The organism is Enterobacter quasiroggenkampii (assembly GCF_043972695.1).
In the GTDB taxonomy this organism is placed as follows: Bacteria; Pseudomonadota; Gammaproteobacteria; order Enterobacterales; family Enterobacteriaceae; genus Enterobacter; species Enterobacter quasiroggenkampii.
Genome location: NZ_CP143745.1, coordinates 3,488,342 through 3,504,041 on the forward strand (window position 1 = coordinate 3,488,342; position 15,700 = coordinate 3,504,041).

The 15,700-nt window shown below is 58.0% G+C and carries 13 protein-coding genes; 1 reads left to right on the forward strand and 12 read right to left on the reverse strand.

Features of this window, described 5'->3' with window-relative positions:
- Nucleotides 1-7: 7 nt before the first annotated feature.
- The 10 genes from cheY to V1572_RS16770 form a co-directional block, all read right to left on the reverse strand.
- The gene (gene cheY / locus V1572_RS16725; protein WP_008500431.1) at nucleotides 8-397 is read right to left on the reverse strand and encodes a chemotaxis response regulator CheY; all 390 of its coding nucleotides are present in this window, start codon (nucleotides 395-397) and stop codon (nucleotides 8-10) included.
- A 17-nt stretch (nucleotides 398-414) separates the two neighbouring features.
- Nucleotides 415-1,464, reverse strand: coding sequence for a chemotaxis response regulator protein-glutamate methylesterase (locus tag V1572_RS16730; protein ID WP_008500430.1), 1,050 nt, complete (start codon nucleotides 1,462-1,464; stop codon nucleotides 415-417).
- Complete coding sequence (gene cheR, locus V1572_RS16735; protein WP_008500429.1) at nucleotides 1,461-2,327, reverse strand: protein-glutamate O-methyltransferase CheR; 867 nt, start codon at nucleotides 2,325-2,327, stop codon at nucleotides 1,461-1,463. Before cheR ends, V1572_RS16730 begins: the two co-directional genes overlap by 4 nt.
- Before the next feature lie 19 nt (nucleotides 2,328-2,346).
- Entirely contained in the window at nucleotides 2,347-3,948 is a 1,602-nt protein-coding gene (gene tap / locus V1572_RS16740) for a methyl-accepting chemotaxis protein IV (RefSeq protein WP_069718978.1), read from the reverse strand.
- A 44-nt stretch (nucleotides 3,949-3,992) separates the two neighbouring features.
- A complete protein-coding gene (tar, locus tag V1572_RS16745; protein WP_063621994.1) occupies nucleotides 3,993-5,660 on the reverse strand; it encodes a methyl-accepting chemotaxis protein II in 1,668 nt (555 codons plus the stop codon).
- 84 nt (nucleotides 5,661-5,744) lie between these two features.
- Entirely contained in the window at nucleotides 5,745-6,707 is a 963-nt protein-coding gene (locus V1572_RS16750) for a spore coat protein U domain-containing protein (protein WP_045908193.1), read from the reverse strand.
- On the reverse strand, nucleotides 6,704-9,088 hold the full coding sequence (locus V1572_RS16755) for a fimbria/pilus outer membrane usher protein (protein ID WP_395299394.1): 2,385 nt from the start codon (nucleotides 9,086-9,088) through the stop codon (nucleotides 6,704-6,706). Before V1572_RS16755 ends, V1572_RS16750 begins: the two co-directional genes overlap by 4 nt.
- Nucleotides 9,064-9,822 carry a molecular chaperone gene (locus V1572_RS16760; RefSeq protein ID WP_248221796.1) on the reverse strand — a complete coding sequence of 253 codons (759 nt, stop codon included), beginning with the start codon at nucleotides 9,820-9,822 and terminating at the stop codon, nucleotides 9,064-9,066. Before V1572_RS16760 ends, V1572_RS16755 begins: the two co-directional genes overlap by 25 nt.
- A 16-nt stretch (nucleotides 9,823-9,838) precedes the next feature.
- A complete protein-coding gene (locus V1572_RS16765; protein WP_045908190.1) occupies nucleotides 9,839-10,387 on the reverse strand; it encodes a spore coat U domain-containing protein in 549 nt (182 codons plus the stop codon).
- A gap of 12 nt (nucleotides 10,388-10,399) precedes the next feature.
- The gene (locus V1572_RS16770; RefSeq protein WP_008500422.1) at nucleotides 10,400-10,972 is read right to left on the reverse strand and encodes a spore coat U domain-containing protein; all 573 of its coding nucleotides are present in this window, start codon (nucleotides 10,970-10,972) and stop codon (nucleotides 10,400-10,402) included.
- A 430-nt stretch (nucleotides 10,973-11,402) separates the two neighbouring features.
- On the opposite strand from V1572_RS16770, the gene V1572_RS16775 reads away from it, so the two are divergent.
- A complete protein-coding gene (locus tag V1572_RS16775; protein WP_039266615.1) occupies nucleotides 11,403-12,668 on the forward strand; it encodes a dicarboxylate/amino acid:cation symporter in 1,266 nt (421 codons plus the stop codon).
- Nucleotides 12,669-13,138: 470 nt separating this feature from the next.
- On the opposite strand, the gene cheW is transcribed toward V1572_RS16775, so the two are convergent.
- Together cheW and cheA are read right to left on the reverse strand one after the other, a co-directional pair.
- The gene (gene cheW, locus V1572_RS16780; protein WP_008500420.1) at nucleotides 13,139-13,642 is read right to left on the reverse strand and encodes a chemotaxis protein CheW; all 504 of its coding nucleotides are present in this window, start codon (nucleotides 13,640-13,642) and stop codon (nucleotides 13,139-13,141) included.
- A gap of 19 nt (nucleotides 13,643-13,661) precedes the next feature.
- Nucleotides 13,662-15,698: a chemotaxis protein CheA gene (cheA, locus tag V1572_RS16785; RefSeq protein ID WP_395299395.1), complete on the reverse strand. Its 2,037-nt coding sequence runs from the start codon at nucleotides 15,696-15,698 to the stop codon at nucleotides 13,662-13,664.
- Nucleotides 15,699-15,700 lie beyond the last annotated feature (2 nt).

The window sequence follows — 15,700 nt, forward strand, 5'->3', positions numbered from 1 at the left end:
CAACACCTCACATGCCGAGTTTCTCGAAGATCTTACCGAGCTTCTCTTCCAGGGTCGCCGCGGTGAATGGCTTCACCACATAGCCGCTTGCGCCCGCCTGTGCAGCGGCAATGATGTTCTCTTTCTTCGCTTCTGCCGTGACCATCAGAACCGGCATGGACGCCATTCCCGCATCAGCACGAATGGTTTTTAACAGTTCCAGACCGTCCATGTTTGGCATGTTCCAGTCGGAGATCACAAAACCAAACCCGCCAGCCTGCAGTTTGTTCAGCGCATCAACGCCGTCTTCTGCTTCTTCAACGTTGTTGAAGCCCAGCTCTTTCAGCAGGTTGCGCACAATGCGACGCATGGTGGAAAAGTCATCCACAACCAAAAACTTAAGCTCTTTATCCGCCATAAAATAATACTCCTGAGTCAAATACGTATTGCCTGTCCGGCACTGATTTTCGCCAGCATCTGCTGGCTTACCTGGCTAAGATCGACCACTTCGCTCACGCCACCCATATTGATGGCCTCGCGCGGCATGCCGAACACCACACAACTTGCTTCATTCTGCGCAATCGTCCAGGCGCCAGCCTGGTGCATTGCAAGCATTCCGGCGGCACCGTCGTTGCCCATCCCCGTCAGGATCACCCCCACGGCGTTGCGCCCCGCATGTTTCGCCACCGAATGAAACAGCACATCCACCGACGGACGGTGCCGGTTGACCGGCGGTCCGTCATGAATTTTGATTTGATAGTTAGCGCCGCTGCGCGCCAGCTCCATATGCTTGTCGCCCGGCGCGATATAGGCATGCCCCGGGAGCACGCGCTCGCCGTCTTCCGCCTCTTTCACGCTGATCTGGCACAGCTTGTTCAGGCGTTCTGCGAACGAACGGGTAAAGCCTGGCGGCATATGCTGAGTGATCAGAATACCCGGACTTGAGAGCGGCAATGGCTGGAGTACATGACGAATAGCCTCTGTTCCTCCGGTTGACGCCCCAATGACCAGCAGTTTTTCCGAGCTGAGTAAGGGACCGGCCTTCAGGGTCGCCGGCGCGGCCATCGGCGTGTGGGCGGCAAGCTTCGCCCGCGACGCGGTGCGGATCTTCTCGGCGATCATCTCGCTGTACGCCAGCATCCCTTCACGGATGCCGAGCTGCGGCTTGGTGACAAAATCGACCGCCCCCAGCTCCAGCGCGCGCAGGGTGATTTCCGATCCTTTCCCGGTCAGGGAGGAGACCATCACCACTGGCATGGGCCGCAGCCGCATTAATTTTTCGAGGAAATCTATGCCATCCATGCGCGGCATCTCGACATCCAGCGTTAGCACGTCGGGGTTATATTTTTTAATTAAATCCCGCGCTACCAGCGGATCAGGCGCGGTTGCCACCATCTCCATGTCGCTGTGGCTATTGATAATTTCAGTCATGATCTGACGCATCAGCGCTGAATCATCGACAGACAATACCCTGATTTTACTCATGCTTTTTCCTTACTCAGCGCATATACCGTTTGCCCACGCAGGCTAAACTCACGCACGAGGTTGCTGAAGTTTTCCGAGTGCCCGGCAAACAGTAAACCGTCAGGCTTGAGCAACGGAACAAACCGACGCAAAATGTCCTGTTGCGTCGTTTTATCAAAATAGATCATGACGTTACGGCAAAAAATGGCGTCGAAAGGCCCCGGCACGTTGTACTGCTTATCCAGCAGGTTAACGGGCGCGAATTCGACGCAGTTCGCCAGCTCCTGGCGTACGCGTACCAGGCCTTCATGCGGGCCCGTCCCGCGCATGAAATAACGCTGCAGCTGCTGCGGCGACAGCGTTTTCAGTTCATCCTGGCGATAAACGCCGTTACGCGCCTTCTCCAGCACTTCGGTATCGATATCGCTGGCGTAGACCTTCCAGCGCCCGGGCGCCATCCCCAGCGTATCGGCAAGGGTGATCGCCAGCGAGTACGGCTCTTCACCCGTCGAGGCGGCCGCACTCCAGACGCGATACTCCCCGGTGCGACGGCGCGCATGCTCGGCCAGAACCGGGAAGTGGTGAGCCTCGCGGAAAAACGCCGTCAGGTTGGTGGTTAACGAGTTAATAAAAGCCTGCCACTCTGCGCTGTTCTGGTTCGCCTCGAGCATGCTCAGATAGCGGCCAAAATCATCCAGCCCCAGCGTACGCAAGCGCCGCACCAGACGGTTGTAGACCATGTCCCGCTTATGATCCGCAAGCACGATCCCCGCACGCTGGTAGATTAACTGACATATCCGACGAAAATGCGCGTCGGACAGCGCGAGGCGCTGTGTCATCTGCAACAATAATGACGTTTGCCCAGGGGGCATTGGTGATGTCATAGCGCCTTCTTAATTACATTCAGGATACAACTGGCACGGCCTGCGACCGCCCGACTTCTGTTACTGCTTCAACGTGCTCTTTCACATTAAATACCGCGACCAGCCCGGTCAGACGATCCGCCTGGCTGGCCAGCTGATCGGTTGCCGCTGCCGCTTCCTCAACCAACGAGGCGTTCTGTTGCGTCACCTGATCCATCTGGCTCACCGCCTGGGCAACCTGCTCAATGCCGCGACGCTGTTCATCCGACGCCGAGGCAATCTCGCCCATGATGTCGTTCACCCGCGTCACGGAGGTGACGATTTCGTGCATGGTTTTCGCCGCGGTATCCACAAGCGTTGAGCCCTGCTGAACGCGTGAGACCGACTCTTCGATCAGCACCTTAATTTCTTTCGCCGCGTTGGCGCTGCGGCTCGCCAGGTTACGCACTTCACCCGCCACCACCGCAAATCCCCGCCCCTGCTCCCCGGCACGCGCGGCTTCTACTGCGGCATTCAGCGCCAGAATATTGGTCTGGAACGCGATACCGTCGATCACGCTGATGATGTCACCAATTTTCTGTGAACTGGTGGCGATCTCCTGCATGGTGCTGGCGACGTGGGACGCCTGGTCGCCGCCCTTCTTCGCCGTCATCGCCGCCTGTTTTGACAAGTCAGACGCCTGACGCGCGTTATCGGCGTTCTGGCTTACCGTCGCGGTCAGCTGCTCCATACTGGCTGCCGTCTGCGCCAGCGAGGCCGCCTGCTGCTCGGTGCGGGACGAGAGATCGTTGTTACCCGCCGCAATCTCTGAGATCCCGGTGTGCATGGCATAACTGCCCTGACGCACGTCGGATACCGTTTCCCGCAGCGATCCCTGCATCGCCTTCAGGCTGGCAAAAATTGCCGAAATTTCGTTCTTGCCGAACACCGCCACCGGACGCGCCAGGTCGCCTTTCGCAATACTGTCGAAGTGGCTGCTGATAATGGACAGCGGCTGCACAATCATTCTGCGCGACCAGAGCAGCGCGGCACCGGTCAGCAACCCTGCCAGAATCACCACCACGGCAAAGATGACGCCCGACATGTGATAGCTTTGGCGGCTCTGTTCACCGGCACGCTGTACAGACTGGTTAATATCCTGCTGCCACGCGTTAAAGCTGCCGTCAAACGCGGCCTGCGAGGCCTGAACCGGCGCGGTCATAAAGTCCGAAAGCTGGTTGTTCTCAAGCCACGTTGCCTGATGGTCCAGATCGCTGTACCACTGTTCAAAATGGGTCTTCATGGCGGCCTTCAGCGCTTTCTCTTTCTCGCTACCGGTGGCCTGTGCCGTAAAGGCCTTAAACTGTGCGTCAGCCTGTTTCAGGCTGTCGCGCGCGGTGGCCATCAGCGCCTTAATGTCATCCGGCGGATAACTTAGCGCGGTTAAGGTTCCCGCCTTGTTCAGCGCAGTGCTTGCCTGCAACAGCACGGCACGGGTTTGTGCCAGTGCGGAGCGCTGCTGATTACTCGCCTCAACGTCCTGCAAATTCTGATAGCCATCGCGAAACGCCCAAAAAGACAACCCGTTACTGCCAACCTGCAACACACCGCAAAGGATCAGAATCAAAAACAGTGTGGTCGAGATACGAATACGATTTAACATCCACGCTCCCATCAAGCGGCAAGCAGCCGCGGTTTAATTGTCAGTCAAAATGTTTCCCAGTTTTCATCTTGTCCGGTCGTCGCGGTACGCGTACGGTTTGCAGCCGGTTCAGCGGCTGGCGCGCGGTACGTCGCCTGCGGGGTGACCGTGTTTCCAGCGAGTGAAGCGAGACGAAACGCCGAGACCGCCATCTTCAGACGGCTTGCCTGGTCTTCCAGCGCAGCGGCCGCCGCAGCGGACTCCTGCACCAGCGCGGCGTTTTGCTGTGTCACGCGATCCATTTCCGATACCGCCAGGGCAACCTGGTCGATACCACGACTCTGCTCATCAGACGCAGAGGCGATTTCACCCATGATGTCCGTCACGCGGGTGACGGCATTCACGATGTCATTCATGGTCTCCCCGGCGCTTTCCACCAGCACGGAGCCGGTATCCACGCGGGAGACGGAATCTTCAATCAGCGACTTGATCTCTTTTGCCGCGTTGGCGCTGCGGCTGGCCAGGTTGCGCACTTCCCCGGCCACCACGGCAAACCCGCGTCCCTGCTCGCCCGCACGCGCCGCTTCCACGGCGGCGTTCAGCGCCAGAATGTTGGTCTGGAAGGCAATGCCGTCGATGACGCTGATGATGTCGGCGATTTTCTTCGAGCTCTCGGCGATGTCGTGCATGGTTTTCACCACACCATCCACCACGCGGCCGCCACGCTGTGCCGTCTCGGAGGCGCTTTCCGCCAGCTGAGACGCCTGGCGGGCGTTATCGGCGTTCTGCTTCACGGTCGCGGTGAGCTGCTCCATGCTGGCCGCCGTCTCTTCCAGGGCGGACGCCTGCTGTTCGGTGCGCGAAGAGAGGTCGTTATTGCCCATCGCAATTTCGCTGGTGCCGGTATAGATGGCATCCGTGCCGCTACGCACGTTGGCGACGGTATCGATAAGCGAACGCTGCATATGGTCAACGCTGTTTGCCAGCTCGGTGATCTCATTGCGCCCGGACACGGTCAGCGTTTTGGTCAGGTCACCGCCGGCAATGTCACGAATGTGGGCAATGACGCGACCGAGAGGGTTCAGCAGGATATGGCGAATGCCGTACCAGACCGCGATCAGCACAATGACTAGCGCCAGCGCCAACACCGCCATCTGCCACTTCGCAAAGCGGTAGTCATTCTGGCTTTCAGCAAACGCGGAGTGATACAGATCGCCACTGACCTTCGCGTACTCCCCCAGCGCCGCGCCGAGGGCGTTTTGCATCCCCTGCGTCGGCTGCGCGAAATAGGCGTCCATGTTGCCGCTCTCAAGGAACTGAATCAGCTCTGCCAGACCGGCATGGTAGGCGTTGTATTTTTCATCAATGTTCTGGCTCACCTGCTCCATCGCAGGCTGCGGGGTAATCTTTTTGAAGGCGTCGTAATGTTTTGCGGCGTCAGCGAGGGTGGCACGGGCATTTTTCAACAGATCGGTTTTCGCGCTGCTCTGCTGATTGTTGGGATCCATCATCATGCGCGCGGACGAGCGGCTCAGGTTGATACGCGTTTGCAGCATCAGATCCCACGTTGAGGTGAGCTCACTCTGCTGCAGGCGGAGATCGTTCGAGGCCGCAAAGCTGTCCTGGTTCTGTTTTAATGACGAGAAAAAAAGCCCGCCGGAGATAAGCTGAAGTAGTGCGAAAATGACCAGCACCATCATGAGCATTGTGACAACGCGGATACGGTTCAACATACAACACCTTCTCATAGATTTATTAACGGTGTTATCGGCACAGCCAACAGGAACTTTACATTTGCGAAAGGGAAAAGCGCGGGGTTAGAAAGCCACGTCGACAATCAACGTATCGGTGTAGGTTCCGGCGGGTGGCGTGGCCTGATTGGTCAGCACTTTCGCGGTGTAGTTGTAGGTACGCAGGAGACCATCGGTACTGACCTGCGACGACGTCGCGCTGGTCCAGCGTTCGCTGCCGCTGCCGCCCCAGCGGTTACCCGTGGCTTCTTTATAGATGTCATAACTCAGGTAGTTACTGCCGCTTACCATCCGGCGCACGTTATTCAGCGCGTTAGCACCGTTGTTAATGCCGATGGTATACGTACTGCCTTTGGTACAGGTGACGGCAATCGCCTGCGAGACGGTAGGGAAACTTTGCACCAGCGGCGCGCTGTTGAAGTTGACGTCCGGCGTGGTCATGGCGCTGCAGTCGTTGGTCACGGTCAGGTTAAGGAGAATGGTGGTCGTCGCCGTGCCCGTCTGATTGATTGTGCAAATACCGAGCGCGCCCACGGAGCAGACGCTGTAGTTAACGCTGAAGGTTAACTGCACCTGATACGGCCCGGCAGAAACGTTCTGTCCGGCGACGGTACGGAAATAGAGCGGGATGTTGTACTGCTTTGACCCCAGCAGCCCCAGTAGCGTATTCCCGCTCCAGGTATACGATTTGCTTATCTGTACCTCGCTGCTGCTCGCGCAGCCCGCGAGTCCGCACAGCCGGGTGGGGATCACGTCCGTGATGGCCGCGTTGTCCGTGCGTTTCATGGTGGCCCGACTGCTGCCCGAGACCGATGCCGCGGTATAGGTCAGCGTCACCGAGTCGTTGGTCAACAGATTCAGTATGGCATCGCACGCCACCACCAGCGTGCCGGTGGTTTCCACCTCCCCGGTTCCGCTGAGCGCAAACGACGTGACGCTGCCAAACGAGGCGTTGACCGTACTGACGGTACACGCCGCCCAGCCGCCGCCGGAAAACAGCAGCAGTATCAACAGCAGCAGGCGCTTCATGGCACCTCCCGGCACACCAGCGGACCGTAGGTTTGCAGCTTGTGCTCCGGGTTGGCTCCCACGGTCAGGGTAGCCCTGCAGCGTTTTCCATCAGGCGCGATCACCTCCAGCGGGTTCACATCGCTAAGATTTTCCAGCCAGGTGATGCCGTCATACCCCACCACCGCATTGCTGCGCGAGGTGCGTCGGACCTGGCTTCCCACCGGTAGCGCCTGGCCGCGCGCATCGTGCAGAATGACGCTTGCCACCCGCTCTTGCTCCATTGGGAAATCAACCAGATAGCCGCTGTGACGCCGGATCGCGATCCGCCGCTCGGTCTCTTTCAGACGGGTATCCGCCGGCAGGTTCAGGGTATCAATGCGGTAGCTAGCCGGATAATACGCCGACACCCCGCTGACCAGCAGGTAACCGTTGTTATTCGTTTTACCGACGGGCTGATTCTCATAGCTGACGGGCACGTCCGGATGACCGTCGGTACTGATGACGACAAACGCATCGTTGATCTTATTCGCGGCAAACAGCTCGCCGTCCATCAGAACAATCGCGCCCATCGCCTCGCCCCACCAGGTCATCATGTCCCTTTCGCCGTAGCCGCCGCCCTGCAGTTCAATATTGTTATTACGCCAGCCCAGCGTGCCCTGTTGATAGTCACTGGATTTTGACTGGTTGGCCCAGGCCATGTTCCAGCTAAAGCCGCCGTCAGACGGCATGGCGTGGTTATAGTTAATGCGCTGGGTACTGCCGGCATCCGGGGTGTTTTCAACGGTGAACGCGGCGCTGTCGCGTGCCCCCAGCGGCACCTGCAGCGACAGCGCGACCGTCCAGTCTCCCCGCTGCTGGTCCCGGCTTCCGGCGAGGTAAATACTGCTCGCGCCCCACAAATTGCGGCTCCATGAGAGATTAAGCAGCTCGGTTTTTTGACTGTCAAAACTTTCCACGCCGATCCAGGCCGCGCCGATGTTGCCGTACTGTCCCAGGTTGAAGGTCAGAGAATACTGGTCCGTATTGCGGCTGAAGCTGGCGATGGGTTTATTGTTCTCGTCATACACTGTCGGCTGGTCGTAAAGGGCCAGATTGCCAAAACCGCGGTCGCGACGCGTGTGTTGAGTGGCGACGCTGAACTCGCTGGTGCTGTACTGGTAACCCCAGTTGATTTGCCCGCCCGTATCCCCCCGCATGCGGCTCTGCGAGTAAGCGGTATTCACCACGCCAAACTGGCCGAGTTTTATTACAGTCCCTGCCCCGCCCAGCGCCAGCTCCTGCGCCCCTTCCGCATGCCCTTCCAGGGTCAGCCAGTCCGTCACCCCGTAGCGATACGAGCCGCTGCCTGCCGCGGAGCCGTAGTCAAAATTCCTGATACCGTAATTACGCCGCAGGCTGCCCAGCGTCACGGCGCCGTCGCTCAGCCCTTTTTTTAGCAAGTCGCTGGTGACGTAAAACGGCAGCGTGGTGCTGACCTGTCGCCCCAGCGCATCCGTCGTGACCAGCACCGCATCCCCGGCGCCGTTGATATAGGGCAAATTGGTCAGGGTGAAGGGACCCGGCTGAAGCTGGGTTGAGCCGGAGCGATACCCGTTGATAAAAAGATCGACCGAGGTGGGTACCGCCGCTTCCCCGGCGAACTCGGGCAGCGGCCACGTCACCAGGTCAGGGCGCAGGGAGAAATCCCGCCCGACGCTGATCCCCCCCATCCGCACGCTGGAACTCCAGCTCAGGGCATCGCTGATCACGTCCCCGACGCTCCAGCTCATCGCGTCATCCTCATTGGTGAACAGCAGGGTTGTGTCATAGCGGACATATCCCTCCTGCTGCCCCTCGTTGCCGGTGAAATTTTCCCGGGCATAGCCGGTGGAGGAAAACGAACCGTTCTCGTTAAAGTAGCGGAACTCATGCCAGAGAGACGCCTGTCCGCCGATATGCTCCGTGTGGTTGGTGTAAAGATCGTAATTGAGCAGCGCGCCGCGTCCGAAGTGCGGTTTGGCCTGCGTCGCTTGCGCGCTGAACGGCGTCACACGGGACGCGACCCAGTCGCGGGGAACGGTCAGCAGCAGGCGCTGCGCGGCGCTGTCGTACTCGACCCTCACCTGAGAAAGCGAAGAGAGATTCACCTCTCCGGCAGGAACATGTTCCGGTGGCAGCCCCGCGCGCAGCAGGTCGGCGCTGGAGATAAAGAAAGCGCCTTTACGCTGCGTCACGGGCACGACCAGACCGGTGTCGTAGTGGTTAAGCACGAGGGCAAGCTGGAAGACCGCTTCATCATGTATCGCCTGTGCCTGGGGCGGCGGCGGCAGGCTGTCATCGCCGGGCTCAGCCCAGGTCGCGGAACTGACGCAAAGCAGTATCATCATCGCCGGCTTCAGTTGACGGGCGTCGACTGCCATTGTGCGTCCCTGGCATTAATCTGCGCGCTCATCCGCTCCGGCTGACGAACGCCCGCGGGTACCGGCCAGCTACGGGTGCTGCCGGGAAGTACGTAACCCAGCAATCCCTCCGCAACCGTGCGTTTCTGTCCTCCCTGCTCCAGCGCCACCTGGCTCAGCCTGACATGGACATCCCCCCGATTCCGGATCTCCAGTGCCGGCTGCCCATCCGTTCGCGTCACCCGCCAGCTCAGGTTCCGGGTCTCTACCAGCGCGTGATGCGCCCCCTCTTTTATGGTCGGGATCCCCTGACCATATACAAACAGCGGAATGGAGTAACGCATCTGCAATTTGAGGCCGATGGTGGGTTCTGCTTTGGCATCAGGCTGAGGAATTTCATCCACGATAATGCGGTAGGCTTGTTCAATGCCTGCGGGAACGGGAGCCTGCTTAATAAGGCGGATAAGCTGCTTGCTGCCTGTGCCAATCGTGACGATGGGCGGGCTGGCGACCACATCCTGCTGTGCGGTGTAGCGCTCGTGTCCGTCCTCCTGTTTCCAGCGCACAATGCGCACCTGCATCGTTGTGGCGCTGTTTCCCTGGTTCTGGATCCACAGTTCCGTGGCGTTGGCGTCTGCCGCAAGCCACGGGTCGATCGGCCAGAGCAGAATGGTGGCTGCCGCCTGCGCCTGACCGGTTGCCACAGCCATTCCCAACGCGCCCGCCAGACAAACAGGTCTGAAAATTGGCTTCATCAACACTCTCCCTTTATTACCATGACAAGGTCACGGTGAGCTGATCGGAATACGTTCCTGCCGGGCTAAATCCGGTCAGTAGCGCCACGCCAAAAAGCGGCAGCGCGATGTTATTGCTGTTGCTATAGGTCACCGGTATCGCCTGGTTGACGCCAATCTCGCTGTTCGCGGCCAGCGAGCTGCTGCTGTAAAGCCGATATCCCACCACGTCGGCGCCGTTCGAGCGTTTCATGCGGCGAACGGTTGAATAATTCTGGCCGCCATTAATGCTCATGCTCAGCGCCACGCCTGGCGTGCAGGCGATAGACAAAGCCCCGTTTGGCACAAAACTGGTGCTGACCGGTGCGCTCTCGACGCCGTTATGGGTGCCAAAATCCAGCGTCCCGAGAAGCCCTCCGCTGCCGGTGGTCACCACACATCCCGGGACGATGGTCGCGCTGACTTTAAAGGACTGTGATGTCACCGCATTCGCCGCGGGCGTCATCAGCAATCCGACGATCAGCGCGAAAAAAGGCTGCACGTGTCCCTCTGCGCATATGCGCAGACCTGTGAGAGTTGCCTTCATGGCGGTGCAGGACTAATAGGTGACGCTGACGTTAATCGTGTCTGTGTAGGTTCCGGGTACGACCGTCACGCTGTTACCGCCGCCGGTAATACGTCCGTAGAGGGTGTAACTGTCCACCCCTCCTGCCGTAGAGGCGATCGGCAACGCGGTGTTATTGGCAATCACGCTGTTAAACCCGCTATCACTGTACAGGCTGTACGCCACGCCCTGTGCCGCGTTGGCGGTGTTAACCAGATAGCGGGCAGGTGTTCCTGGGGTGCCAACAACGGTACCGGGAGCGGTGGAGTTGGTGTTGCCGGTGATCGCCACCGTATAGCTGGCGGTCGTACATTGAATGGTGAAGGTGTTTCCGCCGCTGGCGCCGGTGAGCTGGGTGGTCAGAGTGGAAAACGTTGCGGGATGGGTGCCGAAATCCAGTGTCCCGAAGTTAATGCCGTTTTGCGTGGGCGATCCATTTATCAGACAGCCGTTCGTGAGTGTCAGCGTCGCGCCGATGGTGCCGCTACTGGTCACGGCCAGCGCCTGATGGACCGTTGTCGCAGTCAGTAAGGTGCCTGCGCAGATCAAAAGGAGTTTTCTTTTCATTTACCACCCTCCAGAAGACGTCTCCGTTCCCTTGCCACATTTTATTTATTTCGTTCAAGATGTTAGCCCCGCTTAATCTTCCTCTGAGGGGGGTTATTGAGAATTTAGTTTACGGATATCGCTTCGACCACCTGCCCCTTAACGCATAAGCACTTTGTCTTATTGACTTCTTATTTCCTTAAATAACATGCAGTTAAAATCATTTTTTCCGCTTTTTTAATTTATTTTCTGAGAATATATCCATTAAAATGTGATGCAGATCACAATATATCGTCATGGCAATAACAACAAAATTAATAAAACTTAAAAAGGAGTTGTATCCCCCTACGCTTTGCGTCAATTTATGTGCCGAATAATTTCCCGCGTCGCAATAAAAAATTTATATGTATCGCCGCGGGCTACATCTGAAGCGCATAGAGGGTCTTTTTTCGTGGCAAGTGCAAACAAACTCACACTCTTCATCGTGATATTCATGCTGGCGGGTATTCTTTCAGGGGCAGCAATTCATGAATATGCATCTGCGGATGCCATCAAAGCCTGGTCGGATAATATTACCCTTCTGACCGATATTTTCCTCCGACTGATCAAAATGGTCATTGCCCCCCTGGTGTTCAGTACGCTCACCGTCGGCATTATGAAGCTGGGCGAAACCTCTACCATTGGCCGCGTGGGCGGCAAAGCGATGGTATGGTTTATCAGCTCATCCGTGCTCTCTATTCTGGTCGGCCTGTTTATCGTCACGCTGGAGCACCCGGGAAGCGGGCTGAACCTGACCGTCCCGACCGAGGCGGTGGATACCGGTCTGGCCGTTGGGGGCATGACGCTGAAAGCGTTCCTGTCACACACCATTCCAACCAGCATCGCGGGGGCGATGTCGAACAATGAGATCCTGCAGATTGTGGTGTTCTCCATGTTCTTCGGCATTGGCGGCGCGTCGCTGGGGCAGAAATTCAATGCCCCACTGGTGGCTGCGCTGGACGTGGTTTCCCATATCATGCTGAAGGTCACGGGTTATGTGATGTACGTTGCGCCGCTGGCCATTTTCGCGGCAATCTCCTCCGTTATCGCCACGCAGGGTCTGGGCATTCTGTTGAACTATGCCTCCTTTATTGGCGGCTACTATGTTGCCATTCTTCTCACCTGCATGGTGCTGCTGGCCGTGGGTTACATGGTGCTGAAAAAAGAGGTGTTCCGCCTGGTCAGCATGCTGAAAGATCCAGTTCTGGTGGCGTTTACCACCAGCAGTTCTGAAGCGGCCTACCCTAAAACGCTGGAGCAGCTGGAGCGTTTTGGCTGCTCGCGCAACATCGCCTCTTTCGTGCTGCCTATTGGCTACTCCTTCAACCTGGTGGGGTCGATGGTGTACTGCTCTTTCGCCTCAATGTTTATCGCTCAGGCTTACAACATTCACCTGAGCTTCTCTGAAGTGACGGTGCTGATGCTGACCCTGATGCTGGCCTCAAAAGGGATTGCGGGCGTACCGCGCTCCTCGCTGGTGGTGCTGGCCGCGACGATCCCAAGCTTCAACATTCCGGTCGCCGGTATTTTGCTGCTGATGGGGATCGACCACTTCCTGGACATGGGCCGTTCCGCGATTAACGTGTTGGGGAATGGTATTGCGACCGCGATGCTGTCGCAGAATGAAGGTGCGCGGGAAGCGGACGCTGAAGCTGAGCTGGTAAAGCAGGAAGCGTAATGGCATGAAAAAGCCGGGTGACGGCTTCGCCTTACCCGGCCTACAAATGGCTCGAACGCGTAGGCCGGGTAAGCGTCAGCGCCACCCGGCTTTGTTTTAGGCTACGTGACTCGCGGCGATATCCAGTGGCGAAGACGGCCCCGAGCATTAACGTATGGGTGGCCACGAAAGCTGAGCTGATGGAGCAGGATGTAAAAAAGCCGGGTGGCGGCTTCGCCTTACCCGGCCTACAAATGGCTCGAACACATAGGCCGGGTAAGCGTCAGCGCCACCCGGCTTTGTTTTAGGCTACATGGTTCGCCGCGATATCCAGCGGCGAAGACGGCCCCGAGCATTAACGTATGGGTGGCCACGAAAGCTGAGCTGGTGGAGCAGGATGTAAAAAAGCCGGGTGGCGGCTTCGCCTTACCCGGCCTACAAATGGCTCGAACACGTAGGCCGGGTAAGCGTCAGCGCCACCCGGCTTTGTTTTAGGCTACGTGACTCGCAGCGATATCCAGCAGCGCCATCTCATCGCTGTTCAGCAGCTTCTCAATGTTCACCAGAATCAGCATACGCTCGCCGAGCGCGCCCAGACCGGTCAGGTATTCGGTCGACAGCGTGACCGCAAACTCCGGCGCAGGACGAATCTGGTCAGAGGTCAGGGAAAGCACGTCAGACACGCCATCCACCACGATACCCACCACGCGCTGCCCCAGGTTCAGGACGATCACCACGGTGTTGTCGTTGTAATCAACGTCGCCCTGGCTGAACTTCACGCGCAGGTCCACGATGGGCACAATGACGCCACGCAGGTTGGTGACACCTTTAATAAACGCAGGCGTGTTAGCGATGCGGGTAACCTGGTCGTAACCACGGATTTCCTGCACTTTCAGGATATCGATGCCGTACTCTTCATCGCCTAAAGTGAATACCAGAAATTCCTGTCCTGATGGCTCGCCCGCCAGTTTCGTTACATTACTCATACCGGTCATGTTATTACCTTCTACTTAATCAGGCGGCTGTGTACGCCACACGTTGTTCACGATTTAATCCCTGAAGCGCCGACACATCGACGATCAGCGCCACGCTACCATCACCCAGAATGGTGGCGGCAGAAATACCCGGCACTTTGCGGTAGTTGCTTTCGAGGTTCTTCACCACCACCTGGTGCTGGCCAATCAGCTGATCGACCAGCAGCGCATAGCGGCGGCCCGCGCTTTGCAGGATCACCACGATACCCTGCGTGGCCTCGGTCTTCGCCCCGTCCACTTCGAACACTTTCCACAGTTCCACCAGCGGCAGGTACTCACCGCGAACCTCGAGCACGCGCTCGCCGCCCGCCAGCGGATGCAGATCTTCCTCACGCGGCTGCAGGGATTCCATCACCGCGTTCAGCGGCAGGATAAAGACTTCGTCCGCCACTTTGACGGACATGCCGTCGAGGATCGCCAGCGTCAGCGGAAGCAGGATGCGAATGGTGGTGCCGGAACCCTGTTTAGACTGGATTTCAACGTGGCCGCCCATCTCCTGGATGTTACGTTTCACCACGTCCATGCCCACGCCGCGCCCGGAGACGTCGGTCACCTGCTCTGCGGTAGAGAAGCCCGGCGCGAAGATCAGCATGCCCACTTCTTCGTCGGTCATGTTTTCATTGACCGCCATCCCCTGCGAAATCGCTTTTGCCAGGATGCGCTCGCGGTTCAGACCGGCGCCGTCATCGGTCACTTCGATACAAATGTTCCCGCCCTGGTGTTCCGCAGAGAGAATCAGGTTGCCGACCGGCGATTTCCCGGCGGCAATGCGGTTTTCCGGCAGTTCGATACCGTGGTCGAGGCTGTTACGCACCAGGTGCGTTAACGGGTCAATGATGCGCTCGATCAGGCTCTTATCCAGTTCGGTTGAGCTGCCCATCAGGGTCAGTTCAATCTGCTTGTTCAGCTTGCTGGCGAGATCGCGGACCAGACGCGGGAAGCGGCTGAAGACATATTCCATCGGCATCATACGGATGGACATGACCGATTCCTGCAGGTCGCGGGCGTTACGCTGCAGCTGGCCCATGCTGGTAATCAAATCCCCGTGGGTGACCGGGTCGAGTTCGTTTGAACGTTGCGCCAGCATCGACTGGGTGATCACCAGTTCGCCCACCAGGTTAATCAGCTGGTCAACCTTCTCAACGGCAACACGGATGCTGGTCGACTCGCTGGAGCGCGCGGCAGGTTTTTCACCACGGCCCGGTGCAGCAGCTTCTTTTGGCACCGCCTTCAGCGCCGGGGCCGCTGGGGCCACAGCCGGTGCGGCGGCCTGGGCGACAACAGCCACCTCTTCCGCAGCCACAGGGGCGTCAACTGCGACAGTTTCGGTTTCGAAGGCGATTTGATCGGCTTCAATCACAAAGCACAGCACCGCCACGATATCGTCCTGGCCAATACCGTCATCAAGCGTCGCGGCCAGGCTGTCTTTGCCTTTTACCACGTTGCTTAATTTCGCCAGGTTACCCAGCTCTTCTTCCAGCAGGTTAACTTCATTCTCTTTCAGGCGAGACAGCACAACGCGCAGTTTGCCTGCCGGTGCGTCGGCAGGGGCAGACTCCTGCGCGGCAACCGTATCCACAACGCTCAGTTTTGCGGCAGGAACCACGGCTGCGGCAACCTCACCTTTTGCTTCCAGCGCGAGCTGGCGCAGCGCATTGCAGATGTATTCAAAGCTGGCGGCATCAGGCTCTGCCGAACTTTTATAGGCGTCGAGCTGTTCCTGCATAATATCTTTGGTTTCCAAAAACAGGTTGATAATGTCGGTATTGAGCTGCATCTCACCGCGTCGTGCTTCATCAAGCAGGTTTTCCATTAAATGGGTCGTTTCCTGCAGGATGGTAAATCCAAACGTTCCGGCTCCGCCTTTAATGGAATGCGCCGCACGGAAGATGGCATTGAGCTGCTCGGAATCCGGTGCTTCGGGCACCAAATCGAGCAAGTGTTGCTCCATATCGGCCAACAATTCGTCGGCTTCATCAAAGAATGTCTGGTAAAAATCGCTAATATCCATGCTCACGC